Consider the following 23,551-nt stretch of genomic DNA (forward strand, 5'->3'; position numbering starts at 1 on the left):
GGAGGTAACTCATGAGCGCACTTCAGTCTGCGGTTCGGTCACACGCCGAAGCAGTACAAGTCTCTCGGACCGTTGATTACTTTGGTCTGTGGATTATTTTCATGGTACTGGTAGGTTCCTACCACATTCACGCGATGCTCACGATGGGTGACTGGGACTTCTGGGTTGACTGGAAGGATCGTCGTCTGTGGGTGACGGTGGTTCCGATCGTGCTGGTGACTTTCCCGGCTGCTGTTCAGGCGTTCCTGTGGGAGCGTTATCGTCTGCCTTGGGGCGCCACCGTGTGCGTCCTGGGTCTGCTGTTTGGTGAGTGGGTCAACCGCTACTTCAACTTCTGGGGTTGGACCTATTTCCCGATCACCCTGGTATTCCCGTCTCAGATCGTTCCGGGCGCCATCCTGCTGGATGTGGCTCTGATGCTGAGCGGCAGCTACCTGTTCACCGCGATCGTGGGTGCAATGGGCTGGGGTCTGATCTTCTACCCGGGCAACTGGCCGGTGATTGCGCCGTACCACGTACCGGTAGAGTACAACGGCATGCTGATGTCGGTTGCTGACCTGTTGGGCTACCACTATGTACGTACCGGCACCCCCGAGTACATCCGTATGGTAGAGAAGGGCACCCTGCGTACCTTCGGTAAGGACGTTGCGCCGGTGTCTGCGTTCTTCTCCGCGTTCATGTCCATCCTGATCTACTTCATCTGGCACTTTGTTGGCCGTTGGTTCTCCTCGGTCCGCTTCCTGAAGCAGAGCTAAGCGAGTAGTGGGATGCACGCGCCGGAGCGGTGAGCCGCTTCGGGGCGAGTAGACGAAAAAAAGACAATGCCGTGAGCCCTATTGGGGGTGGAGCGGCGAAAAATGAACATTCTCGAAAGAGGAGGAACTATGAAAGTAATCAGAGACAGGATCGCGCACTGGTCCTTGGTTGGTCTGCTGCTGGCATTTGCAGCGACCAGCTTCTACGCACCGAGCGCTTCGGCCCACGGCGAAAAGTCCCAGGCTGCGTTCATGCGTATGCGTACCATCCACTGGTTCGATCTGAGCTGGTCGAAGGAGAAGGTGAAGGTCAACGATACCGTGGAGATCACGGGTAAGTTCCACGTGTTCGAAGGTTGGCCGGAAACCGTCCGTGAGCCGAATGTTGCGTTCCTCAACATTGGTATCCCGGGTCCTGTGTTCATCCGCAAGGAGTCCTACATCGGTGGGCAGCTGGTGCCGCGTTCCGTCCGTCTGGAAATCGGCAAGACCTACGAGTTCAAGGTGGTTCTGAAGGCTCGTCGTCCTGGCGACTGGCACGTTCACACCATGATGAACGTCGAAGGCGGTGGTCCGATCATCGGCCCCGGCAAGTGGATCACCATCGACGGTTCTATGAGCGACTTCAAGAACCCGGTGACCACCCTGACCGGTCAGACGGTTGATCTGGAGACCTACGGCGAGAGCAACATTGCCTTCTGGCACGTGTTCTGGGCCGTGTTTGGTGTCGCTTGGATCGTGTACTGGATCCGTCGTCCGGTATTCCTGCCGCGTATCCTGCTGGCTGACGCTGGCCGCGCTGACGAGCTGATCTCTGGCACCGACCGCAAGGTGGCGATGGCCTTTGGTGCCGCGACCATCCTGATCGTGGTCATGTCCATGAGCGCAGCCAACAGCAAGTACCCGATCACCATTCCGCTGCAGGCTGGTACGATGCGCGGCATGGTTCCGATCGAGGACAAGAAGCCGACCATCGCTGTTAAAGTTGAAGATGCAAGCTACCGTGTGCCTGGCCGCGCCATGCGCATGAAGCTGACCATCACCAACAATGGCAGCAGCGCCGTGCGTCTGGGTGAGTTCTACACCGCTTCCGTGCGTTTCCTGGATTCCAGCGTCTACAAAGACACCTCTGGCTATCCGGAAGACCTGCTGGCTGAAGACGGTCTGAGCGTGTCTGACAACTCTCCGCTGGCTCCGGGCGAGACCCGCACCGTGGAAGTACAGGCTTCTGACGCCGCTTGGGAAGTCTATCGTCTGGCCGACATCATCTACGATCCGGACAGCCGTTTTGCTGGTCTGCTGTTCTTCTTCGACGCAGCTGGCACCCGTCAGATCGTACAGGTCGACGCTCCGCTGATCCCGTCCTTCATGTAAGGCGGGTTGAGCCGCCGCCGCAAGAGCGGCGGCTCAAGAAGCAATTGGCCTAATGGTCAAAAGCCCCTGGTGGATTTTCCATCAGGGGCTTTTTTAATTGGATTGGATATCGCGTCAGCGACGGCAAATGGCCGCTCTCCCTAATGCGCCAAGGACTGCACGCCCAGCCGTCTCAGAACCCGACCCCTTGTTTTGCTTTGAAAACCACTACGAGTCAGGATCCAACCGCGCGCTACGGCATGTCCAACGCGATCTGAGCGCCAACATGACCTCGCCCAGCCAGCGGGCCTAGCGGACAATGAGAGCGAAGTCTTTCATGCCTGTTTTTCCCAATACGCTTTGAGCACTTGAATCAGGCTGGAGTGATCCACAACTCCGGCGCTTTCGCGACAACTGTGCATCGCCCACATGGGGTTGCCAACGTCCACCGTACTGACACCCAGACGCGACGCGATGGTAGGTCCTATGGTGCTCCCGCAACCCAGATCCGTGCGGTGCGCGTACTGTTGATATCCGATATTAACCGACTCACAAAGGCTGATGAAGAAGGCCTCCGAAACGCTGTCCGTTGCATAGCGTTGATTGCTATTAGTCTTGATGACCGGACCTGCATTAACGTGCACCTGATGGTTGGGTTCATACGCTGCCGGAAAGTTAGGATGAAAGGCGTGCGCCATGTCGGCACTGATCATGAAGCTACGCGCCAGGGCTTGCTTGTAGGATTCGTGATCGAGGCCAAGCGCTCGAGTCATGCGTTCAAGCACATCCGAAAGAAAGGAACCGTCGGCGCCTTTGGCGCTCTCACTGCCAACTTCTTCGTGATCAAAAAAGCCACAAAGGCCCGTGCGCCAGGGAGCATCCAGTTCCATCAAAGCCGATAGACCGGCGTGGCAGGAAGCGAGATTATCCAACTGACTGTCCGCGATGAACTCCTGGTCCGCACCCCAGAAAGTTCCCTTTTGAGTATCGTAGACATGGAGCTCCCAATTGACGATTTGACCGGCATCCACCCCGGCAGAGGCGGCGAGCAACCCTCGAAAACGCCCTTCGGGGGCCAGCCCGTTCAGTTGCTCAGCCAGGAGAAGGGGAAGTTCGGACTGCTTGTTGAGCTTGAGGCCTTCCTCGTTAACACCGCGGTTCATGTGGATAGCCAGATTCGGCAACCGCACCAAGGGTTCTGCGATACGCACCAGCACGGACTTGGTGGCTCCGTTATTGCGGAGGTTGATTCTACCGGCCAGGGACAAATCCCGGTCTGTAAACGTTGCAAGAATTGGCCCTCCATATACCTCGACCCCGAGCCTCAAGAGCCGCTCCGACGTGTACGCCGCACGAGGCTTAACGCGCAATCCGGGCGAATCCGTATGAGCGCCCACCATAAAGACCCCGGTCTCGTCCGGCGGGGCTTGGCCGACAACAAAAGCAATAACGGAGGATCCTCCACGGGACACGAAATACCGTCCCCCAGTGCGAAGCGCCCATCGATCCGCCTCGCGCAGTTCCTCAAATCCAGCGCCTTGCAACAGCCTGCCGAGTGCCGCTCCTGCGTGCCATGGACTTGGGCTCGCATCGATAAAATCCAACAGTTCCTGCGCCCGTCGACGGGCTTCAGCGGTAATTACCATCGAAATAAATTCTCCCCTGGATTCGCGCGACTGGAAGGTCACGCAGAACATTTCTTGCCGGAGGTAGGGCGGAAATTGAAACCGCGCCTTGCTTCATACGAGAGAAGTTGACCAAAAACCCGCCTTACCCGTTCAATTGACACCCGAAAATCCCATTTAAATGACGCCCTATCAGCAGTTACCCGGATAGCACGCACGATAGATATGACCTAGAAGGTGCAATGAACGGCACTGTACGCCGGCCGGAGCAAAAAATATCGAGAAAAACCCTTCTAGCCCTCTTGCTGTTTTAAGTTCCGACCCGATACTATAGTGCTGCCGGAACCGCCGAAATCCAGTCAGAAATTGGGGATCGCCATGACAACAACAAAGTATCTCGCTCGCTTGCTTCTTGCACTGTTCCTAGTATGGACCGGGGCAAGCCAAGCAATCACCGCCAAAGACCCGCAACAATTGACCAGCCAATACTACGCCGACCATCCAGGCAAGGGGAGCCATGGCGAATATTGGCAACCTATCCCGATCCAAAAATACTGGAACCCGAAGGACTTCTATAAGCCACCCACTAGCGTGACCGGCGAAGTCACCCGCGACCAGTGCGTCGCCTGCCACCAAAGTCTCACACCGGGCGCCTACCATGCGTGGCAGAACAGCTCTCACGCCCACCTGGACCGAATTCGGTCCATCAACAACGGCCAGGATGCGCGCTTTTATAAAAAGGAGAAGCTGGCGGAAATCGAAAGCCACCTGGTGAAACAGGGGATCCTTGAATCCGGCGCGCAGTTAAAGGACGTGGGTTGTATCGACTGCCATGGCCCCGTCGGGGCGCAATCCATCCGACATGATAAGGATCTTGTGATGCCGGACCGTGCAAAGTGCGGAACCTGCCATGTCGACGAGTTCGCGCAAGCCGAATCGGAAAAGGATCAAGAATGGCCACAGAAGCAGTGGGGCAAGGGGCATCCCTCTCACGCAGTGGACTGGGCGGCTAATGTGGAAACCGCCGTATGGGCCGCAATGCCCGAAAGGGAAATCGCGCAGGGCTGCGACATGTGCCACTACCAGCAGAACAAGTGCGACGGATGCCATACCCGGCATACCTTCTCGGCGGCGGAGGCTCGCAAACCCGAGGCTTGCGCAACCTGTCATAACGGCGTGGACCACAATGAATTCGAGAACTTCATGCTATCCAAACACGGTACGGTGTACCAGACACAGCATGACGCCTGGAACTTCGAGGCACCGCTGAAAGACGCATTGACCAAGGGGAACTACACGGCTCCCACGTGTCAGTTCTGCCATTTCGAAGCGGACGGCGAGTTCTCTCACAATCTGGTCAAGAAGGTGCGCTGGGCGTTCAACCCACAGACCACCATCGCCGACAATCTGGACCACCCCTGGTTCAAGGACAGAAAAGCGCTCTGGATCAAGACCTGCTCCAATTGCCACTCGCCAAGCTTTGCGGACGCCTACCTGACCGCGGCGGACAAAGGTACCTTGTCGGGCATCAAGGTTGAGCAGGAAGCCAAGCAAGTCGTGGAGGCTCTGTACAAGGACGGTCTGCTCACAGGCCAGAAAACCAACCGGCCGGCACCCCCCGCGCCTGAAAAGGACGCTGCAGGTGGGTTCTTCCAGTTGTTCTGGTCCAAAGGAAACAACCCGTCCTATGTCGAGCGTGTCTATGCCGACATGTGGGAGCATGATCTGATCAAGCTCTACAAAGGACTGTTCCACGTGAATCCGGGTGGATTCACTTATACCGAAGGCTGGTCGGAACTGATGAGGGACTATGCGATCATCATGGATGAAAATACGAAACTTCGCGAAGGTAAGTCAGCCAAGCTCAGCGACGCCAAATCCGCGCCGCCCGAACGTTCGGTTCTGAACGCCTTCGCTCAAGACTTGTCCAATCGCTACGTCCTAGGCGGCTTGCTCATGGTGGCGGGGTTCGTGCTTGTCCGAAAGAAGAAATAACGACTGGATTGCACGGACTATGTCGAAACCGCAGGTGCGCGCCATGATCCCTTGGCGCCGCCTGACCGGCGGATTGTTCATCCTCGCAGGGATCCTCTATGTATTGTTCGGATGGCCCGATGGTCAGACGTCAATACGATACGAGGTGCCCCGCGAGGTGACGGCGCCGCCCCAGTGGGCGAAAGACCTAGCCCCGCACCTTGCAGCCGTCTCGGTCCGGGAATTCAATATCCGCCGCGATTCGGAGCAAACCCTCCGGATAAGCGCGGTCCAATACCGTGACGCCGAGGGAAAGGAGCGCTCCGCGCTCTTTTTGCCCCCATCCGGAGCAAGCTCCGAAAATTCCTTGCGGCTAGATCTCTGGAGGGAGACCGGCGCCGCCATCCGACAAAATGCCCAACCCGACGCTCTTTTTCTCACGTGGTGGGACAACGCTCAACGTGCTCGCTTCCTTGCCGGGGTGAACACCTGGGTGGATGCTCCGGAAGATGCCGCCTTCCCCGATCAGGATGCCCGTAACTTCTGGCAGAAGGCCGCAGGCGGCTTCATGTCGGGCGAGCGCAACAGGCAGTTGGCCAAGTGGCTGGCAATGAATGCCGAAAACGCGCTCGAGGAAATGAAAAAGGACCTTCCCAAAGACCAACCCGTGTACCTGCTCGTTTCTCTGGATGATCTTGCCAGGCTAAATGAAATCGAAACCCTCGCCGGTACTACCCTGCCGTTCGAGGTCAGGGTGTTTCCATCTTCGGGCAATATACACACACAGATTGCCGCAGTGCGCCGCTGGGCCTCCGACAAAGGGACAGGCTCATACCTGGTGCAACAACTCCCGACCGGCGATGTCAGAGCCTGGCGTATAACCAGCGAAGCGGGAACCCAGACCTTGTTGGCACGGCTCCTGCCGTTTACCTCTTCATTGATGAAGCCGATGGAGAGCCTGAAGTTGATTTATCAATCACGCTGGGGCGCTTACCTCTCACTCTACCAATGGCGGCCGTAAGGGTATATCATCGACCTCCGTAACGCGTTGTCCTCAGTTTATAACCCATGCCACGGGTCTTGTTCGTCCCGTTAAACCATCCGCCTCTCCCAGGTTCCTTGCGCCTCCCACAATGACATCACACAACGACCCTTCGCCCAGCCTGGCGGTGGTCGATCTGGAATGTTTCCGCGGTGATCAACTGCTGTTCAGTGGGCTGAACTTCAAACTCGGACCGTCCCAGTACCTACAAATTGAAGGCGCCAACGGCAGCGGAAAGACCAGTCTGCTTCGCTTGCTCGCCGCACTCAGCCTGCCCAATGCCGGCGAGGTGCGCTGGCGAGGTCTGGACATTCAAACGCATCGGTCCCGTTATTTCGCCGAAATGGCCTACCTGGGGCACCTACTCGGGATAAAGGGCGACCTGACACCTTTCGAGAACCTTAAAGTGTCCATGGCGCTCGGCGGGCTTCGTTGCGACGAATCCGATCTATACGGCGCCTTGGAGCAAACCGGATTGGAAGGGCGCGAGGATATACCGGCGCGCTCGCTGTCCGCCGGCCAGAAACAAAGAATCGCCCTGGCCCGCTTGCTGGTCAGGCCTGCCGCACTGTGGGTCATGGATGAACCCTTCACGGCGCTGGACGTTAGCGGCGTGGCGCTGGTGACGCGACTCATCGAGGAGCACCTCGCATCCGGTGGAATGGCGGTAATGACCTCGCATCAAGCCATCGAAGTGCGCGGCGACGCCGTCAAGGTGAGCCTGACGTGAACGGATTAACCGCGGCCTTTATCGCGATGCTGCGGCGTGACCTGTTGCTGGCCTTTCGCCATCGCGGGGAGTTGGCCAATCCCTTGTTGTTTTTCCTGATGATCGTGACGCTGTATCCCTTGGGTGTGAGTCCCGAGGTGGAATTGCTGCGCCGCATAGCGCCGGGCGTCATATGGATCGCTGCCCTCCTGGCGGCACTCTTTTCCCTGGAGAACCTCTTCCGCAGCGACTTCGAGGACGGTGCCCTGGAACAGATGCTGCTCAGCCCTCAGCCCTTGTCGATGCTGGTGCTGGCCAAGGTCATCGCCCATTGGCTGGTCAGTGGCTTGCCCATGCTGCTGCTGGCGCCGCTCCTCGGCCTGCTCCTCGCCATGCCGGATAAGGCCATGTCCGCCTTGCTACTGACGCTGGCCTTGGGGACCCCATTGCTCAGCCTGATCGGGGCCATTGGCGTGGCGCTGACAGTGGGCCTCAAACGCGGTGGGGTCCTATTGACCTTGCTCATTCTGCCCCTATACATTCCGGTTCTGATCTTCGCCACCAACGCGGTGACGGCATCGGCCGCCGGCATGCCCATCGAAGGGCAGATCTATTTCCTGGCGGCCCTGCTGGTGCTGGCCCTAACCCTAGCACCGCTGGCCATCGCCGCCGCCCTCAGAATCAGTGTGAGTTAATACCATGTGGTTATTTTTCCATAAGCTGGCCTCGCCCCGTTATTTCTACGACATTTCGGGCAAGCTCATTCCCTGGGTCGGTGCGCTGTGCCTGGGGACTATGATGTATGGTCTGTACCTGGGGCTTGTGGTGGCGCCGCCCGACTATCAGCAAGGTGAAAGTTACCGCATCATGTTCGTCCATGTGCCTGCGGCCTGGATGTCCATGTTCATCTACACCTTGATGGCTGTCCTCAGTGCCATCAACCTGATCTGGAATATCAAGCTGGCGGACGTCATGGCCAATAGCTCCGCCGCCATTGGCGCCAGCTTCACGTTCCTGGCGCTGGTCACCGGGTCGCTCTGGGGCAAGCCCATGTGGGGCGCCTGGTGGGTCTGGGATGCGCGCCTGACCTCGGAACTGATCCTGCTGTTCCTCTATCTGGGCTATATCGCCCTGGTATCCGCGATCGACGACAAGCGCACCGCGGCGCGGGCGGGCGGAGTCTTGATCCTCGTGGGTGTGGTCAACATTCCCATCATTCACTACTCGGTGGAATGGTGGAACACCCTGCATCAGGGACCGACGGTGACCAAGCTCGACAAGCCTTCCATCCACCTCAGCATGCTGGTTCCGCTGCTGGTGATGGCGGTGGCGTTCAAGCTGTATTACCTGGCCGTCGTGCTGATGCGTGCCCGCGTCGAAGTGCTGGACCGCGAGCGGCGCAGCGCCTGGGTGCAGGAACTGTTTGGCGCTGCGGATTCGCGCTGATTTCCCGAACACGGCCCCCTTGCGGGGTCGCGTAGTCGACGGGCCAGGGCGCGCTGGGTGCCCGCATGCCAGGACGCATAAACATGGCTGTCTCGCTGGCTTATCTGAGCGTGGTCCTGATCTGGTCCACCACGCCCCTGGCCATCAAGTGGAGCGGAGAGGGGCCCGGCTTCCTTTTCGGTGCCAGCGCGCGCATGGCGATTGGCGGCTGTTGCGTCTGGCTTCTGCTGTTACTGCTGCGTCAGCGCTTGCCCAGCGACAGAAAGTCGCTGCTGGCCTATGCGGGAGCCGCCATTCATATCTATGGTTCGATGCTGGCAGTGTACTGGGGAGCCCAGTTCATCCCATCGGGCTGGGTTGCCGTGATCTTTGGGCTCACACCCATGATGACCGCCCTTATGGCGGCCTTTTGGCTAGGTGAGCGCGGGGCCCTGCTGCCGCGTCTCACCGCTTATGGCCTGGGTATCGGGGGACTGTTCCTGATGATCGAGTCGGCGGCGGAAGTCGGGCCGCAGTCGTTGAAAGGCATCGTCGGCGTACTTCTGTCCGCGTTCCTTCAGGCGTCCAGTTCCATCTGGGTCAAGCGGGTGCATGCGCCACTGCCCTCACTCCAACTTCTGGGAGGGGGGCTGGCTCTCTCGGTACCGGCCTACCTCGCCACGTGGTGGGTCGCGGACGGTCAATGGCCGCAACAGGTCCCATCGGCGAGCCTGATTTCCATTGCGTACCTGGGGGCGGTGGCCACTACCGTCGGCTTTGCCTGCTATTTCTACGTGCTCAAACACCTGGCGGCCACCCGGGTAGCCTTGATTACCCTCGCCACGCCGGTGACGGCCCTTGCCCTGGGTCATCTCGCCAACCGCGAGCCAGTTTCCATCCAGGTTTTCGCGGGCGCCGGGCTCATCCTCTTTGCCCTTTTTATCCACGAGTTCAGCGGACGCCGGCGCGGACGCTGAATCGCCGCGCCGGATGCGTCTACTCCGTTTCCTCTTTTTTGGTCCAGTAAAGCATCCACTGGTTGCGCGGCAGCCACATCTGCGCCAGCGAGGTGAAGATCATGATGGTGGAAGCCAGGCTGTAACCGATGCCGCCGATCATGGTGAGCCAGGCGAAAATCGGCATCACCTTAGTCAGCCACCAGGACAGAATGTCCAGAATGAGGAAGATGAATGGGGTGGCGATCAGAATGAGCTTCCAGCGCGAGGGGTACTCGGCCATGGCAAAGATCCAGCCCACGAACAGGAAGATGAAGGCGATGCCGAACAAATGGATGTGGGAGACCCGGGTCAGGGTCGTGTACGTGGCGCCCTCGTCGACCTCGGCGGCTTTCTGCACCACCTCCTGCTTGGTGAAGTTGGGCAGGCTGGATTCGCCGTTGTGGCAGCTCACGCAGTACTGCTCCATGATGGGCTGAATCTTGCCGGCCCATTCCGTCGGCGGAGCGCCGTCACGCGCCCACTGAATCAGCACGAAGCGGGCTTCGTCCGGCGCCATGGCCTTCATTTGCCCTTCCAGCATGCTTTCCAGTTTGGAGCCGCTTCGGTTGCCGTAGTAGCTGTAGACGATATCGTTGATGGAAAGGCCGGCTTTGCCGTCCGCCTGGCCGTGGGTGAGCATGATCTGGGCGCCGGCCATCATGAGGCCGGTGCCGATGACCATCAGAAATCCGGTGAACAGGACCTTGTAGGCCTTGGGTAGAAGCGCGAGGGTAGTGATTTGTATCATGGGCTGGGCTTCCTGGTGGGTTGGTTATAGTTCTGGCGAACCGACAGTATGAACCAGCCGAACGCTTTAGGTTCAGGCTGCCGCGGGAAACTATTTGGTTAATGCCAGGAACAACTGCGGCAGTCGCTCGGGCAACCGCTGCACGTTGTCGATGACCGTATAGCGCTGATCGAAGATATCACTCACATAGGCGTCCGCTTTCGGGTCCAGGTTGATGCAATAGCTGTAGATCCCTCGCCGATCCAACTCGTGGACGGCTTTGCGCGCGTCCTCGATGAGCAGGCGTTCGTCCTTGCAGTCCACGTCGGCGGGCTCGCCGTCGGTGAGGACCAGCATCAGCTTTTTGTCGGCCTTGCGGCTCTCCAGGTAATGCGCGGCATGGCGCATGGCGGCGCCCATGCGCGTGGAATAGCCCGCCTGCATGGCGGCCAGCCGCGCCTTGACGCCATCGTCCCAGCTTTCGCTGAAGCCCTTGATGTGCAGGTAGCGCACCTCGTGCCGGGTGTTGGAATGAAAGCCGGCGATGGCCAGGGGGTCGCCCAGGCGGTCGATGGCCCAGGCCAGGAGCGAGACCGCCTCCTGGCTCAGCTCCAGGATGGTCTGCTGGCTGCCTGCGGCCTGCTCGCTCAAGGATTCGGAAAGGTCCAGCAGCAGCAGCACGGCGATATCGCGTGAATCGTGGCGATGGCTCATGTTGATGCGCGGGTCCGGCGTCGCGCCGCCCTTGAAGTCCACCAGGGAACGCAGCGCCACGTCCAGGTCCAGCTCGCTGCCCTCTTCCTGGAACCTGACGCGCACCTTGTTCTGCGGCTTGAGGGCATCCAGCAGCCGTTTCAAGCGCTTGGCCAACCCGGCGTGCTTGCACAGGAGATGGTCGATATCGGCGGCCTGCCCCGGCGGGTGCAGGGCCTCGTAGACGCTGACCCAGTCCGGTCGGTAGGTGCCACTGGAATAGTCCCATTCCGGGTAATGACGAGGAGGCAGCCCCGAAGGCTCTGCCTCCTCGGTCTGCCGGTGCTCCTCGAACATCTCCTCGTCATCGCTGAGTTCGTAGAACTTCCACAGGTGCCGGTTGTCGTCGCGGTAGTCGATCTCGGTGTCGAGAAAATGCACCCTGGGCAACTGGTCGCTCTGCCGACGGGTCTTGGCCACGAAGGCCGTGGCCAGTTCCGCGACCTCGGCGGTGCTGCCTCCGCCTTCGCGCATCAGGGCATGAAAACGCGCGGCGAACTCGATGATGTGCGGATTGACGTAACCGTGACCGGGATCGAGGACGGCGCGCGACAGCATGGCTAGGCGGTGGCGCACGGCCGATTCCTGCTCCGGGTCGCAGGCATCCTCACGCGGGTGCGGGTGGAGCGCCAGGAACAGCGGGCGCAGGCCGGGATACTCGCCCATGGCTAGGTACTCGACCCGCGAATCCTCCAGGAACTCGATGGCCATGCGCTGGAAGGGACTGTAGTTGTCCGCGAAGATCTGGCTGCTCCAGCGCCGGTGCGCGGCCATGTGCGCCAAGGTGGCGCGGTAGCGGTCGATGCCGCTGACGCCGGCCCGCTCGGTGTACACATCCGGCAGTCGTATCCCCAGGTGATCGTAATACGGGATTGGCTTGCGCAGCTCATGGAAACCCGTCGAATAGGGCACGAAATGCTCGCTGTCGCGCCACAGCGCCCGCAGATACAGGTCCAACTGGCGCTCATGATCCACCAGCAGGGTGCCTTGCCGTTCACGCTGCAGCATGGCGCGGCTGTCCGCCGACTGCAGGGCAAAATAATCGATCTGGCGCTCCGGGTGGTCGTGATAATTGCGGATCCCGTAGTCCACCCAGTGCTTCAGGCCCTCCACCGACAACTGGCTCACCAGGAAGGGTGCGTGGCGGAAGAATTCCGGCAGGCCCGGGCTGGCGAAGGTGGTATGGATGCCGTGGATGGAACCGGTGGTCCGGTGCATGAAATCCACCACCAGATCAAAAAAGTTCTGCATCTGCTCGTGGGAGTGCAGGCGCCTCGCCACCGCCGGCAGGGACTGCAGAAAAGGTGTGATGGCCTTGCCGTTGGGCGATTTGTGCAGGCTCCGAATGCAGGCGGCGACGGCGGGCAGGGCGGATTCACCCCAGGCGGCGGCGGTCTGCGGCCAGCCTTCGAGAAACGCCAAGACCGGCTCCGCACCGCGCCCAATGCGGTTCAGGAAGCGTGCTTCTTCCAGGTAGGCGGCGACGCCATCGCCGGACAGCACCTTGAGGGCTTCCTCCATGCATTCCTCGAAGACTTCCTTGACCTGGGCGAAGCCGCTGTCCAGTTGCTTCCAATAAACCTGCATGGCTTCATGCATGGTCGTCAGCTCCGGCAATCAGTTCAACCGAGGGTGGCGTCGATGGCGTGATCCAGGGTGGCGCGGATATCGGCGTCGTCCGTGATGGGTCGCACCAGCGCCATGCGGCAGGCGTCGCGAGCGGCGATGCCGCCCTTGATGAGCGTGGCCGCATACACCAGCAGACGGGTCGATATGCCTTCATCGAGCCCGTGGCCTTTCAGGTTGCGGGCCGCCACGCCGATCTTGACCAGCTTGCCCGCCAGTTCCGCGTCCAGCCCGGTTTCCTCGGCCAGAATCTTGGTTTCCAGGTCGCTGGTCGGATAATCGAAATCGAAGGCGGTGAAACGCTGCTTGGTGGACTGCTTCAGATCCTTGAGCAGGCTCTGATAGCCCGGGTTGTAGGAAATGACCAGTTGGAAGTCGGGGTGCGCGGATACCAGCTCGCCCTTCTTGTCCAAGGGCAGGGTGCGGCGGTGGTCGGTGAGCGGGTGGATGACCACGGTCGTGTCCTGGCGCGCCTCGACGATTTCGTCCAGATAGCAGATGGCGCCATGACGCGCCGCCTGGGTCAGCGGACCGTCCAGCCAGCGGGTGCCGTTGGCGTCGAGCAGATAGCGGCCCACCAGATCCGAGGCGGTCATGTCCTCGTTGCAGGCCACGGTGATCAGCGGCCGGCCGAGCTTCCAGGCCATGTATTCGACGAAGCGCGACTTGCCGCAGCCGGTGGGGCCCTTGAGCATTACCGGCAGGCGCGCGGCGTAGGCCGCTTCGTAGAGTTCGATCTCGTTGCCCTGGGGCAGATAGAAGGGTTGCTTGGTGACGCGGTATGGCTCGATGTCGAAGACCTGATTCATGGTGCCCTCAAGTTCTCGGCAGCTACGGGGCTGCGTGCGTAGAAAAGCCCCTGAGAGTCCGGCCCTCAGGGGCTCTGGTCATGGCCGCGCCAGAAGCGCGGCACTGCGGTTCCGAACGGAGTGTTCGGCCCGGCCGATCTGACCGGGCTTACTTGTGCACGCCCAGCTTTTCACGCCAGCCCGGGAACAGCTTGTCCGCATCCTGCGGGAAGGATTCGAAGGCGCGGGCGAATTCCTTGTGCTCCTTGGCCCACTGGATCGGGTCGGCGCCGGCTTTCCAGCATTCGTAGGCCTGACGCAGGGAACGCGCGCCGGCCGCCGGGCTGTCGATATGGCCATAGGAGCCGCCGCCGGCGGTGTTGATGACGTTGCCGTGGCCCAGATTCTCGAAGAAGCCCGGCAGGCGCAGCGCATTCATGCCGCCGGAGATGATCGGCGTGGTGGGCTTCATGCCGAACCATTCCTGATGGTAGGCGGGGCCGGTGTAGCTGTCGCGTTCGATGATATAGGCGATGGCGCGGTCGTCCTTCTCGCCTTCCATCTTGCCGTAGCCCATGGTGCCGACGTGGATGCCGGAAGCCCCCTGCAGTCGGGACAGCTTCGCCAAGACGTAGGCGGTGTAGCCGCGCTGGGACTGGGGCGAGGTCACGGCGCCGTGGCCGGCGCGGTGGTAGTGCAGGTACTGGTTGGGGAACCAGCGCCGTGCGGTGGTGATCATGCCGGGGCCGCCCACATAGCCGTCCACCAGGAAGGCCACCTTGTCGGCGTCGGGGCCGAACTGCTCGAGGATGTATTCGCCGCGGGCCAGCATTTCGGCGTGGTCGTCGGCGGTGATGTTGGCGGAGAAGATCTTGGCTTCGCCGGTTTCGTCCATCGCGCGCTTCATGGCGTCCACCACCAGCGGAATGGTCTTCTTCAGCGGCGCGAACACCTGGTTGCCCTGGGGTTCGTCGTTTTTGATGAAGTCGCCGCCCAGCCAGAATTCGTAGGCGGCCTTGGCGAAGGGCTCGGGACGCAGGCCAAGTTTCGGCTTGATGATAGTGCCGGCGATGTAGCCGCCGTCCTTAAGCGGTCGGCCCAGGATGCGCCACAGGTCGGAGATGTCCTTGGAGGGGCCGTCGAACAGTTGGATCGCCCGCGGCGGAACCCAGAAGTCGTACATCTTGCCGTATTCTACGTCGCCCATGCCCTGGTTATTGCCGATGGCCAGGGTCAGGAAGGAAACCACCATCATGCGGCCGTCGGTGATATTGCGGTCGAACAGGTCCAGGGGATACGCGATGCGCATTTCCTCGGTGGCTTCGTCGATGTGATAGACCAGCGCGTCAACGCCGCGGGTAAAGTCATCCGTGGTGCTCACTTCCACGTTGGTGCCGGTGGAGGATTCGGCGGCGAAGTGGGCGGCGGTTTCAAGGTAGCCATAACCGGTCTTGGGCTTCATCTTGTAGGCGACCAGGATATGGTTGCCTCCCTTGATTAGGTCTTCTTCTTTCAGACTCAGATCGGCGTATCGAGCGGACTGATCCATCGCTATCTCCTCATGTATTAGTAGTTATTGGTGGAAACCCGGGCAATTGCCCGTTCAACTTCGGGTATAGAGAGGGTCCTACAGATATGCGATCTAGTTCGAACTCGCGCTCCACAGTCGCACATTAAACCCGGCGCCGTCGCCGCACAATAGCGTGCTTGCTTCCGCGCCTGACCCGATGAAGGTCATGAACCGCACCTTCATGGGGCAGCACTATAAGCCCGCTTTTACATAAATTAAATTCAAAACATATGATGCCTTAAATAAGGGCGTCTTATGTTAGAGAGGGGCGGTATCCCGATCGAGGGGTTTAGGATAATCCAATGGGCAGGGCAGACCAAGAACGCGAGGGTGCCGAATACAGGCAGCGGGAGTAATCATTCAAACCGGCGCTGCGTGCTTCCGGCTGCGTGGTGCGGACCGGACACAGGGACTGCATTCGGCCCGCGAGACCCGGGCACTGAGGGGGGCGGGCTCAGGAATCGTTCTGGAAGCGCAAAGGGGCGGAGAAGCCGCGCTTTTTGTATTCGCGACGGATGATGTTCTTGAGAGCCGTCGGTGTCTTGGAGAGCTGGTACATGCTCAGCTCATATTCCAGAAAATAGTAGGCGGCGCGCGGGTCTCCAGAAATCATGTAGTCCACGTATTTCTTGGCGACCATTTCCCACAGGCGGACATCGGGGAACGGAATGATCTGGCAGGAATGCGTATTCATGGCGTCTTACCTCTGACCATTAGTTCGGCAGGAACCAACGGAAGTTCAGGCCCTCAGCATAATTTCCGCGCGACATGCCCGTATTCGATATAGGGTCTTTGCTGATTGCAAATTAAAAAAGCTTGGCGAATAATCGCCCTCCGCTCTGTTGCGTTTCGGTTTTCGTGATTGAGGTTCGGATCATGTTTATGCACTGCCTGAATTGCGCGGAGATCATTCATCACCAGATGGTGATTCCCCTGGTCATGCTCAAGAAGAGCTATTTCTCCTGGCCGGACGTGCAGGAAGAAGACGACAAGTTTTTCATTACATGCCCCAGTTGTAACAGGCGTAATTTCTTCATCAAGGAATACTCCGGCTATTCGGGAGCGAGCCTGCGTCTGTCTCACGTGGAGCAGTAAGGGCGCGACGTTTGGCCGAGGCGGCGAAACGGCACTTCCACGCGATTCTGGTGTCTGAAGTCTGGGAATAAAAACTTCACCCGGAGACGCCATGACTATCTTGCGATTCACCGCCCTGTTCCTCGTGATCCATGCCACCTCTGTTTCCACAGCCTATGCCTATGGCGGTGGTGGGAACAGTTCGAGCAGTTGCGCCGAACCCCAGTTTTACGAAGAGAATCCGCCCAAGAACAGCAAGCTGTCCTCGCTGAACGAGATTTCCGTGGTGGCCTCGGACAACACCGACACGGCCAGCCTGGAGTTGGAGGTGAATGGCAAGCGCCTGCAGCCGGAACTCTCCCAACGCCGCTCCGGCGAATGGCTGATCAAACAGCGACTGCCGGAAGCCATCACTCAGCCCGGCAAAGTCCGCGTCACCCTGACCGCCAAGAGCAAGGATGGCTGCTCGGCCTTTCATCCCTTTTATCTGGAAATCGCACCCTGAGGTGACCGGGACGGTTCGCTTGCCGTTCCCGACATGAGCAATGGTAAGATGTGGCCATGCAGGTTGAATGGTATCGAATCCGCTTGACCAGGGAGGAGGTGGCCGGCGGAGAACTGGAGATTTTGCGGGGCGCTTTCCGCGACGTGTATATTGCCCGCAACGCGCCGCGGGGCATGGCGTTGCTCGGAGCCTGGCACGAAGCCAGCCAGCGCTACCTGATCTATTGCACCCCCGCCGCCGTTCGCCACGTGCGGCCACTTTTGGATGCCTATTCGGCGGTGCGTGAGGCCCCGCGCTATCCGCGGGCCCTGGATTGCCTTTGCGGTGACGAAGCCAGTCTGTCCGTGCTGCTCTGTTGAGGCAGAACTACTCAGTCGTTTTTATAGGATCGGACCGAAGCCATGACACCGAGGAAAACTGCTGCCGGCGCTGCGAAACTGGAACGATCAACTGGTTTGCGGAGCGATTGCCGTCGCATCCTGCGGACGGGATTCCTCGGGGCCGCGATCCTTGCCGGATGCGCCGGGGTTCAGGCCGAAGAGGTGGGTTGCGTCACCACCGCCTGGAAACTAGTAGGCGCCAACCACAAAGTGTGCGTCGACGCCTTCGACGATCCCAAGGTCCCCGGCGTCACCTGTCATATCAGCCAGGCTCGCACCGGCGGCATTTCGGGGGGCTTGGGCTTGGCGGAAGATCCTTCGCATTTCTCTCTGGCCTGCCGTCAGACTGGCCCCATTACCCTGCCGGCGAAACTGCCGGATGACGAAACGGTGTTTTCCGAGGACACCTCCCTGCTGTTCAAGACCACCAAGATCGTGAGACTCTGGGACAAGAAGCACAACACCCTGGTGTACGTGGCCATCAGCCGGCGAATCATCGAAGGCGCGCCGGCCAACAGTGTCTCCACGGTGCCGATCATGGCCTGGGGCAAGCCGTAATCCCGGAGTCCCGCGGTGGCGAGATCTGCGGCCGGGGGCCGGCGCGATGTTCTCATCGTCGGGTGCGGTGATATAGGTCGGCGCGTAGCGGTACTGGAACAGGCCGAAGGGCACGATGTGGCGGGCAGCGCCCGCTCGGCCCAGGCTGAGGCCTCGCTAAGGGAACTCGGCATCCCTCCCTTGCGGATGGATCTGGACGATCCGGCGACGCTTTCGAGCCTCGACCTGCGCGATCAGGTGCTCTATTACTTCGCCCCGCCTCCGGCTTCCGGCGAGGGCGATCCCCGATTGTCCGCCCTGCTCGCCTCCATCAACCCACCGCACTATCCGATGAAGCTGGTCTACATCAGCACCAGCGGAGTGTATGGCGATTGTCAGGGGGCCTGGATCGATGAAACCCATCCACTGAACGCCAAGAGCGAGCGGGCGCGCCGGCGCGTCGCTGCCGAGGAACTGTTGCAAGCCTGGGGTCGTGCCACCGGCGTGCCTTTCGTTATTCTGCGGGTGCCCGGCATCTACGGGCCTGGCCGTTTGCCGGCGGAGCGTCTGCGTGCGGGGACGCCGGTCGTGTGCGAGGCTGAAGCCCCCTACAGCAACCGGATTCATGCGGACGACCTGGCCGCCGTCTGTCTGGCGGCCGCGCGCCATGGGCGGTCAGGGCAAGCGTATAACGTGAGTGATGGCCATCCCACCACCATGACCGATTACTTCTTCCGCGTGGCCGACATACTGGGCCTCAAGCGCCCGCCGACAATAAGCCTGGAAGAGGCAAGACGCGTACTGAGCCCTTCCATGCTGTCTTTCCTGGAAGAATCCAAACGCCTGGATAATCGCAAGATGCTGGCGGAATTGCAGATCAGCCTGCGTTATCCCGACTTGCAGACCGGCCTGCCCGCTTGTCTGTGAGCCGCGAGGCTCAGGTCTCTAGCGGCTTGCCGGGCTTCTTGGGCTCCTTCTGCAGTTCCTCCAGCTTCTTGCGCAGCACGTCCAGTTCTTCCTGCAGTTTCGGCACCACATCCTTGCGCAGTGTGCTTTCGGCCGAACTCTGGGCCTTCGTCAACTCGTCCAGGAGCTTGCGCCAGTCCTGCTGCAGCCGTTTGCCTTCCTCGGAATCCGGGAGCTTTTCAAATTCCTTGCGGTAGCGTTCCACCTGCCCGGTGAAATCCTTCATGGCCCGCCCTATCTCCTTGAACAGTTCACCGAAAGGGAAGTTACCTAAAGGCGTCGGGTAGGAGCCCTCCACGGTCGCCCCCTCAACGATCGGCTTGCCGCCGGGGCGGCTCTGCACGATCTCGATGCACTTCTGCGACGCGTCATTGGGAAGGTCGGCCAGCACGAACTGGGAATCTTCCGTTGCCACGGCCTGATGCTGGCGATCGATGGAAACGCCGACCAAATAGCCTTTTCCGGCGTCGCCTTCGATGCCCGTCACCTCGCCCACCGGCTGGCTGTCGGCGAGCACCGACGCGCCAGCCTTAAGGCCGCCGATGTCGGCAAAATGGACCTTGAAATTCAGATCCTGGCCGCAAGCGGTCAAGAGCAAGAACATGACTGTCAGGATGATCCTGTACATGGCGGGCCTCCTGGGCGGGTGCGGCGCTACTTGACCGCTGTGAGCTTCAGGTACTTCTGATGCAGGCTGTCCTTGTCCTCCGGATGGTCTGGGTCCAGGGTGATGCAGTCCACCGGACACACCTCGATGCACTGGGGCTTGTCGAAATGACCCACGCATTCGGTGCACAGGGCGGGGTTGATGACGTATATGTCCTCGCCCTGGGAGATCGCGCCGTTGGGGCATTCGGGTTCGCACACATCACAGTTGATGCATTCGTCGTGGATGATCAAAGCCATGGTTTCAACTCCTGGGTACTGAATATTTTTCCTGTAGCGCGAGCCGCACCGTTTCGGGAACGAAGCTGCTGACATCGCCACCGAGCTTGGCGATTTCGCGAATGACGGTCGAGGACACGAAGGCGTACTGCTCCGAGGGCGTCAGGAACATGGTCTCCAGTTCCTTGCACAGATGGCGGTTCATGCCTGCCAACTGGAATTCGAACTCGAAATCCGAGACCGCGCGCAGTCCGCGCAGGATCACGTCGGCGCCGCATTTCCGGGCACATTCCACCAGCAGGGTATCGAAGCCCACGACCTCGATATTGCCCATGCCCTCGAGGCAGTTGCGCGCCAGATTCACCCGTTCCTCGATGTTGAACAGCGGTGTCTTGTTCTTGTTTTCAGCGACCGCGACGATGACGCGGTCGAATATCTTGATCGCCCGCGTCACCAGATCGATGTGCCCATTGGTGATGGGGTCGAAGGTGCCCGGATAGATGGCGGCGCATTGCATGGCGAGGTCAGCCTGGTTGTGAGAGGGGGCGGCGGAACAGATGATATCCCACTTCGCCTGCGGTCTTGGTCTTCAGCAGTTCCCAGGATTCCGGCAATCCCTCTGGAACCCAATGGCGCTCGCTCTCGATGTAGATGCGCGCACCCGGCGCCAGCCAGCCGCGTTCCTCCAGCAAGCGGCAGGTGGGCGCGACCAGATCCTGATGAAAGGGCGGGTCGAGGAAGGCCACATCAAACGCCTCCGGTGTCCCCATCAGGTAGCGAGCCACGTCCTGCTGAACGACCTCGACATGATTGGCGTCCAAGAGCGCGCAGTTCTGCTTCAGTGCCGAGCAGGCTTCGCCCGAGCGCTCCACAGCAACCACGCGCGGAGCGCCGCGGGAGGCAGCCTCAAGGCCCAGGGCGCCACTGCCGGCGAAAAGATCCAGGCAACGGTAGCCCTCGAGATCCTGCCGCAGCCAGTTGAACAGGGTCTCGCGGATGCGGTCCGAGGTGGGCCGAAGGCCCGGGATCGCCGGAAACCTCAGCTTACGGCTGCGCCACTGGCCGCCGATGATCCTGAGTTCATTTTTCACACGCGAGCGCGTCAGTCCCGTAATGCAAGCCGAACAGTGCCATCATTTGGCCTTGGCGGGAGTGGCCGAGGTGCCCGCCTTGGCGCCCACCATCACGGTCTGCAGGCGGTTAGGGTCGATGCGCGACTTGAAGGCGCGCTGGACGTCCTGGGCGGTGACCGCTTCCACCTTGGCGATGAAGGTGTCCAGGTAATTCAGCGGCAAGCCGGATATGGCGATCGTCGCCACCTGCTCAGCGAGCTTCTGGTTGCTGTCCAGCCGCATGGGGAAGCCGCCGGTGATGTTCTTCTTGGAGTCCTGCAACTCCTTCTCGGTCGGACCCTTGGCAATGAACTCGCGCAGGGTGTCCTGCATCACCTTCACCGCTTCCTCGGCGCTGTCGTTCTTGGTCTGCAGGCCCATCAGGAATGGACCTTCCTGCCGGAACGGGTAGAAATAGCTGAAGGCGCTGTAGGACAAGCCGCGCTTTTCCCGCACTTCCTCGGAGATGCGCGAGACGAGTCCACTGCCGCCCAGGACGTGATTGCCCACGTACAGGGGGAAGTAGTCCGGGTCGCCCATCTTCATCGCTGGCACGCCGGAGTACACATGGGTCTGCGCCGAGGGGAAGCTCTTGCGCTCGGTCTTTGTGGCAACCGGGAGAGTCACCGGCGGCAGCGACGGTGCCGCTTCGCCAGCGGGCATGCCTTGCAGAAGGTCCTCCGCGATCTTTTCCGCCTGCGCTTTCTGCACGTCGCCGACGATGATCAGCATGGCGTTGCGGGTCACGTAATAACGCTGGTAGAAGGCCTTGAGATCGGCCGGCGTGAGCTTTTCCACCGTATCCAGATTGCCTTCCTTGGGATGGGCGTAGGGGTGGCTGCCATACAGGGCCTCAAAGAAGGCGATGCCGGCGATGTCGGCCGGAGATTCCTCACGCTGCTTGAGGCCCACCAGAAGGTTCTTCTTCTCCCGGTCGAAATCGGTCTGGTTGAAGGCCGGTTTGACCAGCACCTCGTGCGCCGTTTCCAGGGCTGTCTCCAGCAGCTTGGGCTGGGTCAGCGAGCGCAGCGACAGCCAGGCCGAATCCCGGGAAATGCCGGTGCCCATGCGCGCGCCGACGCCTTCCAGGCGCTGGGCGATGGTGTCCGCGTCCCAACTGCCGGCACCGGTGTCCAGGAGCCCCGAGGTCAGCGTCGCCAGGCCGAACTGGCTGCCGTCGCGGGCGCTGCCGGCATCGAAGACCACGCGCACGTCCACCATGGGCAGACCTTCGGTGGGCACGAAGAAGACGTGGCTGCCGCCCGTCGTGGTCCAGGTCTGGATCTTCGGCGTCGCCAGGGCATATGAATTCCAAAGCAGGCCGATGAAGGCGATCAGGATCAGGCGTTTAGCGGACATGGTCACCTCCCATGGGCGCGCGGTCCTCCGGCGCGGTCTCGCCCTCCGGGATGGGGAGAGGCTCTAGGTAGCCGACGGTCAGGCTATCCTCCACCAGGTATTTCTGGGCGACTTTCTGGATCTGCTCCGGGGTCACGGCGTTGATCTTGTCCACGTATTCTTCCACTTTCTTCCAGCCCAGGCCGACGGTTTCGGCGATGCCCAGTTGCATCGCCTGATAGAAGATCGAATCCCGCTCGTACACCTTGCTGGCCAGAACCTGCGCTTTCACGCGCTCCAGTTCTTCCGCCAGCACCGGTTCGTCCTGCAACTTCTTGACTTCGGCGAGCAGGGCTTTTTCAAGCGCCTGCAGGTTCTTGCCATCGACGGGCGTGCCTTCCAGCATGAACAGGGACGGCAGCCGCGAATACAGATCGTAGCCCGCGCCTGCCGATGAGGCGATTTGCTGACCACGCACCAGCCGGCTGGAGAAGCGCGCGCTGTTGCCGCCGTCGAGGATGCCGGCAGCGACTTCCAGGGCATAGGGTTCCCACTCTTCCTTGGCACCTTTCAGCGCCGGCGCTTTGTAGCCCATGGCCAGGTAGGGCAGCTTGGCCGGGACGCGCACGATCAGCCGACGCTCGCCCAGTTGCTCCACTTCGCCTCGCGGCTTGATGGGCGGCAGGGTGCTGGGCTTGAGCGGGCCGAAATGCTCCTTGGCCTGTTTGTAGACGCTTTTGGGGTCCACGTCGCCCACCACCACCAGGGTGGCGTTGTTGGGCGCATACCAGAGGGAATACCACTGGGACAGGTCCGATACGGTCAGGCCGGAGACATCATCCGGCCAGCCGATGACCGGGTTCTTGTACGGCGAATTGGTGTAGGCCACGGCATCGAAGTGCTCGGAGAGCTTGGCCCGCGGCTGGTCGTCGGTGCGCAAACGGCGCTCCTCCAGGACCACCTGCTGCTCCTTCTTGAACTCCTCGGGGAGCAGGCGCAAATGGCGCATGCGGTCGGCTTCCAGTTCGAAACTGACGGGCAGGCGCGATTTCTCCAGGGTCTGGAAATAGGCGGTATAGTCTTGTCCGGTAAAGGCGTTTTCACTCCCACCGTTTGTTGAGATAATGCGGGAGAATTCCCCTGGCGGATGCTTGTCCGTACCCTTGAACATCATGTGCTCCAGCATGTGGGAGATGCCGGTGATGCCGCCGTGTTCGTAGCTGGCACCGACCTTGTACCACACCTGGGTCACGGCGACGGGGGCGCGGTGGTCTTCCTGCACCAGGATCTTGAGGCCGTTGTCCAGCTTGAATTCGGTCACCTTGGGCGCGGCCGCATGCAGACTTAGCGGCGCGGCCAGGAGCAGGCTCAGACTGACGAGCCTTCGATTTGACACCATGTGCTTATTC

At 60.5% G+C, this 23,551-nt stretch carries 25 protein-coding genes; 13 read left to right on the forward strand and 12 right to left on the reverse strand.

Translation table 11 applies throughout. The features are described from left to right. Positions 1–11: 11 nt before the first annotated feature. Together amoA and amoB are read left to right on the forward strand one after the other, a co-directional pair. Positions 12–755: a bacterial ammonia monooxygenase, subunit AmoA gene (gene amoA, locus EK23_RS19005; protein WP_045226820.1), complete on the forward strand. Its 744-nt coding sequence runs from the start codon at positions 12–14 to the stop codon at positions 753–755. Between the two features lie 129 nt (positions 756–884). Then, the gene (amoB, locus tag EK23_RS19010) at positions 885–2,129 is read left to right on the forward strand and encodes a bacterial ammonia monooxygenase, subunit AmoB (RefSeq protein WP_045226819.1); all 1,245 of its coding nucleotides are present in this window, start codon (positions 885–887) and stop codon (positions 2,127–2,129) included. A 314-nt stretch (positions 2,130–2,443) separates the two neighbouring features. Here amoB and EK23_RS19015 read toward each other — a convergent pair whose 3' ends face one another. Continuing rightward, the gene (locus EK23_RS19015; protein ID WP_045227027.1) at positions 2,444–3,754 is read right to left on the reverse strand and encodes a M18 family aminopeptidase; all 1,311 of its coding nucleotides are present in this window, start codon (positions 3,752–3,754) and stop codon (positions 2,444–2,446) included. A 357-nt stretch (positions 3,755–4,111) separates the two neighbouring features. On the opposite strand from EK23_RS19015, the gene EK23_RS19020 reads away from it, so the two are divergent. The 6 genes from EK23_RS19020 (at position 4,112) to EK23_RS19045 (ending at position 9,860) form a co-directional block, all read left to right on the forward strand. After that, entirely contained in the window at positions 4,112–5,728 is a 1,617-nt protein-coding gene (locus tag EK23_RS19020) for a multiheme c-type cytochrome (protein ID WP_082054349.1), read from the forward strand. Between the two features lie 19 nt (positions 5,729–5,747). Next, positions 5,748–6,728 carry a hydroxylamine oxidation protein HaoB gene (haoB, locus tag EK23_RS19025; protein WP_052808361.1) on the forward strand — a complete coding sequence of 327 codons (981 nt, stop codon included), beginning with the start codon at positions 5,748–5,750 and terminating at the stop codon, positions 6,726–6,728. 112 nt (positions 6,729–6,840) lie between these two features. Next, on the forward strand, positions 6,841–7,479 hold the full coding sequence (ccmA, locus tag EK23_RS19030) for a cytochrome c biogenesis heme-transporting ATPase CcmA (RefSeq protein ID WP_045226989.1): 639 nt from the start codon (positions 6,841–6,843) through the stop codon (positions 7,477–7,479). Further along, positions 7,476–8,153: a heme exporter protein CcmB gene (ccmB, locus tag EK23_RS19035; protein WP_097991038.1), complete on the forward strand. Its 678-nt coding sequence runs from the start codon at positions 7,476–7,478 to the stop codon at positions 8,151–8,153. Before ccmA ends, ccmB begins: the two co-directional genes overlap by 4 nt. 4 nt (positions 8,154–8,157) lie before the next feature. Then, on the forward strand, positions 8,158–8,904 hold the full coding sequence (locus EK23_RS19040; protein ID WP_045226991.1) for a heme ABC transporter permease: 747 nt from the start codon (positions 8,158–8,160) through the stop codon (positions 8,902–8,904). Between the two features lie 83 nt (positions 8,905–8,987). Beyond that, positions 8,988–9,860: a DMT family transporter gene (locus tag EK23_RS19045; RefSeq protein WP_045226992.1), complete on the forward strand. Its 873-nt coding sequence runs from the start codon at positions 8,988–8,990 to the stop codon at positions 9,858–9,860. Positions 9,861–9,879: 19 nt separating this feature from the next. Here EK23_RS19045 and EK23_RS19050 read toward each other — a convergent pair whose 3' ends face one another. The 5 genes from EK23_RS19050 to EK23_RS19070 form a co-directional block, all read right to left on the reverse strand. Beyond that, a complete protein-coding gene (locus EK23_RS19050) occupies positions 9,880–10,629 on the reverse strand; it encodes an Aq_1264-related membrane protein (protein ID WP_045226993.1) in 750 nt (249 codons plus the stop codon). 90 nt (positions 10,630–10,719) lie between these two features. Next, entirely contained in the window at positions 10,720–12,960 is a 2,241-nt protein-coding gene (locus tag EK23_RS19055) for a nitric oxide reductase activation protein NorD (protein WP_200892192.1), read from the reverse strand. Positions 12,961–12,983: 23 nt separating this feature from the next. Further along, positions 12,984–13,796 carry a CbbQ/NirQ/NorQ/GpvN family protein gene (locus EK23_RS19060; RefSeq protein WP_045226994.1) on the reverse strand — a complete coding sequence of 271 codons (813 nt, stop codon included), beginning with the start codon at positions 13,794–13,796 and terminating at the stop codon, positions 12,984–12,986. Between the two features lie 148 nt (positions 13,797–13,944). After that, entirely contained in the window at positions 13,945–15,324 is a 1,380-nt protein-coding gene (locus EK23_RS19065; protein WP_045226995.1) for a ribulose-bisphosphate carboxylase, read from the reverse strand. A 475-nt stretch (positions 15,325–15,799) separates the two neighbouring features. Next, positions 15,800–16,039: a hypothetical protein gene (locus EK23_RS19070; RefSeq protein WP_045226996.1), complete on the reverse strand. Its 240-nt coding sequence runs from the start codon at positions 16,037–16,039 to the stop codon at positions 15,800–15,802. Positions 16,040–16,227: 188 nt separating this feature from the next. Here EK23_RS19070 and EK23_RS19075 point away from each other — a divergent pair, with 188 nt between their 5' ends. The 5 genes from EK23_RS19075 (at position 16,228) to EK23_RS19095 (ending at position 18,768) form a co-directional block, all read left to right on the forward strand. Beyond that, on the forward strand, positions 16,228–16,440 hold the full coding sequence (locus tag EK23_RS19075) for a hypothetical protein (protein WP_145998744.1): 213 nt from the start codon (positions 16,228–16,230) through the stop codon (positions 16,438–16,440). Positions 16,441–16,531: 91 nt separating this feature from the next. Then, positions 16,532–16,924, forward strand: a complete 393-nt coding sequence (locus tag EK23_RS19080) for a hypothetical protein (protein WP_045226998.1) — start codon at positions 16,532–16,534, stop codon at positions 16,922–16,924. 56 nt (positions 16,925–16,980) lie between these two features. Continuing rightward, positions 16,981–17,283 (forward strand): hypothetical protein, encoded by a 303-nt coding sequence (locus tag EK23_RS19085; RefSeq protein ID WP_045226999.1) that lies wholly within the window; start codon positions 16,981–16,983, stop codon positions 17,281–17,283. A 42-nt stretch (positions 17,284–17,325) separates the two neighbouring features. After that, positions 17,326–17,862 (forward strand): CreA family protein, encoded by a 537-nt coding sequence (locus tag EK23_RS19090; RefSeq protein ID WP_082054350.1) that lies wholly within the window; start codon positions 17,326–17,328, stop codon positions 17,860–17,862. 15 nt (positions 17,863–17,877) lie between these two features. Continuing rightward, positions 17,878–18,768 (forward strand): SDR family oxidoreductase, encoded by an 891-nt coding sequence (locus tag EK23_RS19095; protein WP_045227000.1) that lies wholly within the window; start codon positions 17,878–17,880, stop codon positions 18,766–18,768. Positions 18,769–18,778: 10 nt separating this feature from the next. On the opposite strand, the gene EK23_RS19100 is transcribed toward EK23_RS19095, so the two are convergent. Genes EK23_RS19100 through EK23_RS19125 form a run of 6 tightly spaced genes read right to left on the reverse strand, consistent with a single transcriptional unit; the run spans position 18,779 to position 23,541 of the window. Further along, the gene (locus EK23_RS19100; protein ID WP_045227001.1) at positions 18,779–19,435 is read right to left on the reverse strand and encodes an MlaD family protein; all 657 of its coding nucleotides are present in this window, start codon (positions 19,433–19,435) and stop codon (positions 18,779–18,781) included. Positions 19,436–19,461: 26 nt separating this feature from the next. Further along, the gene (locus EK23_RS19105; RefSeq protein ID WP_045227002.1) at positions 19,462–19,713 is read right to left on the reverse strand and encodes a YfhL family 4Fe-4S dicluster ferredoxin; all 252 of its coding nucleotides are present in this window, start codon (positions 19,711–19,713) and stop codon (positions 19,462–19,464) included. A 4-nt stretch (positions 19,714–19,717) separates the two neighbouring features. Continuing rightward, positions 19,718–20,209, reverse strand: coding sequence for a pantetheine-phosphate adenylyltransferase (gene coaD / locus EK23_RS19110; protein ID WP_045227003.1), 492 nt, complete (start codon positions 20,207–20,209; stop codon positions 19,718–19,720). Positions 20,210–20,216: 7 nt separating this feature from the next. Beyond that, on the reverse strand, positions 20,217–20,783 hold the full coding sequence (gene rsmD, locus EK23_RS19115) for a 16S rRNA (guanine(966)-N(2))-methyltransferase RsmD (protein WP_045227004.1): 567 nt from the start codon (positions 20,781–20,783) through the stop codon (positions 20,217–20,219). 42 nt (positions 20,784–20,825) lie between these two features. After that, the gene (locus EK23_RS19120) at positions 20,826–22,163 is read right to left on the reverse strand and encodes a M16 family metallopeptidase (protein WP_045227005.1); all 1,338 of its coding nucleotides are present in this window, start codon (positions 22,161–22,163) and stop codon (positions 20,826–20,828) included. Then, positions 22,153–23,541 carry a M16 family metallopeptidase gene (locus EK23_RS19125; RefSeq protein WP_097991040.1) on the reverse strand — a complete coding sequence of 463 codons (1,389 nt, stop codon included), beginning with the start codon at positions 23,539–23,541 and terminating at the stop codon, positions 22,153–22,155. Before EK23_RS19125 ends, EK23_RS19120 begins: the two co-directional genes overlap by 11 nt. Positions 23,542–23,551 lie beyond the last annotated feature (10 nt).

It is taken from the genome of Methyloterricola oryzae (genome assembly GCF_000934725.1).
Lineage (GTDB): Bacteria > Pseudomonadota > Gammaproteobacteria > Methylococcales > Methylococcaceae > Methyloterricola > Methyloterricola oryzae.

Excerpts from the sequence above, each read along its gene's own strand:
- EK23_RS19100 (WP_045227001.1), bottom strand. The coding sequence starts at position 19,435 with ATGTACAGGATCATCCTGACAGTCATGTTCTTGCTCTTGACCGCTTGC.
- EK23_RS19085 (WP_045226999.1), top strand. The coding sequence starts at position 16,981 with ATGCAGGTTGAATGGTATCGAATCCGCTTGACCAGGGAGGAGGTGGCC.
- EK23_RS19125 (WP_097991040.1), bottom strand. The coding sequence starts at position 23,541 with ATGGTGTCAAATCGAAGGCTCGTCAGTCTGAGCCTGCTCCTGGCCGCG.
- amoA (WP_045226820.1), top strand. The coding sequence starts at position 12 with ATGAGCGCACTTCAGTCTGCGGTTCGGTCACACGCCGAAGCAGTACAA.
- EK23_RS19105 (WP_045227002.1), bottom strand. The coding sequence starts at position 19,713 with ATGGCTTTGATCATCCACGACGAATGCATCAACTGTGATGTGTGCGAA.
- EK23_RS19050 (WP_045226993.1), bottom strand. The coding sequence starts at position 10,629 with ATGATACAAATCACTACCCTCGCGCTTCTACCCAAGGCCTACAAGGTC.
- EK23_RS19090 (WP_082054350.1), top strand. The coding sequence starts at position 17,326 with ATGACACCGAGGAAAACTGCTGCCGGCGCTGCGAAACTGGAACGATCA.
- EK23_RS19020 (WP_082054349.1), top strand. The coding sequence starts at position 4,112 with ATGACAACAACAAAGTATCTCGCTCGCTTGCTTCTTGCACTGTTCCTA.
- EK23_RS19080 (WP_045226998.1), top strand. The coding sequence starts at position 16,532 with ATGACTATCTTGCGATTCACCGCCCTGTTCCTCGTGATCCATGCCACC.
- EK23_RS19120 (WP_045227005.1), bottom strand. The coding sequence starts at position 22,163 with ATGTCCGCTAAACGCCTGATCCTGATCGCCTTCATCGGCCTGCTTTGG.
- amoB (WP_045226819.1), top strand. The coding sequence starts at position 885 with ATGAAAGTAATCAGAGACAGGATCGCGCACTGGTCCTTGGTTGGTCTG.
- ccmA (WP_045226989.1), top strand. The coding sequence starts at position 6,841 with ATGACATCACACAACGACCCTTCGCCCAGCCTGGCGGTGGTCGATCTG.
- haoB (WP_052808361.1), top strand. The coding sequence starts at position 5,748 with ATGTCGAAACCGCAGGTGCGCGCCATGATCCCTTGGCGCCGCCTGACC.
- EK23_RS19060 (WP_045226994.1), bottom strand. The coding sequence starts at position 13,796 with ATGAATCAGGTCTTCGACATCGAGCCATACCGCGTCACCAAGCAACCC.
- EK23_RS19045 (WP_045226992.1), top strand. The coding sequence starts at position 8,988 with ATGGCTGTCTCGCTGGCTTATCTGAGCGTGGTCCTGATCTGGTCCACC.
- EK23_RS19015 (WP_045227027.1), bottom strand. The coding sequence starts at position 3,754 with ATGGTAATTACCGCTGAAGCCCGTCGACGGGCGCAGGAACTGTTGGAT.
- EK23_RS19055 (WP_200892192.1), bottom strand. The coding sequence starts at position 12,960 with ATGCATGAAGCCATGCAGGTTTATTGGAAGCAACTGGACAGCGGCTTC.
- EK23_RS19040 (WP_045226991.1), top strand. The coding sequence starts at position 8,158 with ATGTGGTTATTTTTCCATAAGCTGGCCTCGCCCCGTTATTTCTACGAC.
- coaD (WP_045227003.1), bottom strand. The coding sequence starts at position 20,209 with ATGCAATGCGCCGCCATCTATCCGGGCACCTTCGACCCCATCACCAAT.
- EK23_RS19070 (WP_045226996.1), bottom strand. The coding sequence starts at position 16,039 with ATGAATACGCATTCCTGCCAGATCATTCCGTTCCCCGATGTCCGCCTG.
- EK23_RS19075 (WP_145998744.1), top strand. The coding sequence starts at position 16,228 with ATGCACTGCCTGAATTGCGCGGAGATCATTCATCACCAGATGGTGATT.
- EK23_RS19065 (WP_045226995.1), bottom strand. The coding sequence starts at position 15,324 with ATGGATCAGTCCGCTCGATACGCCGATCTGAGTCTGAAAGAAGAAGAC.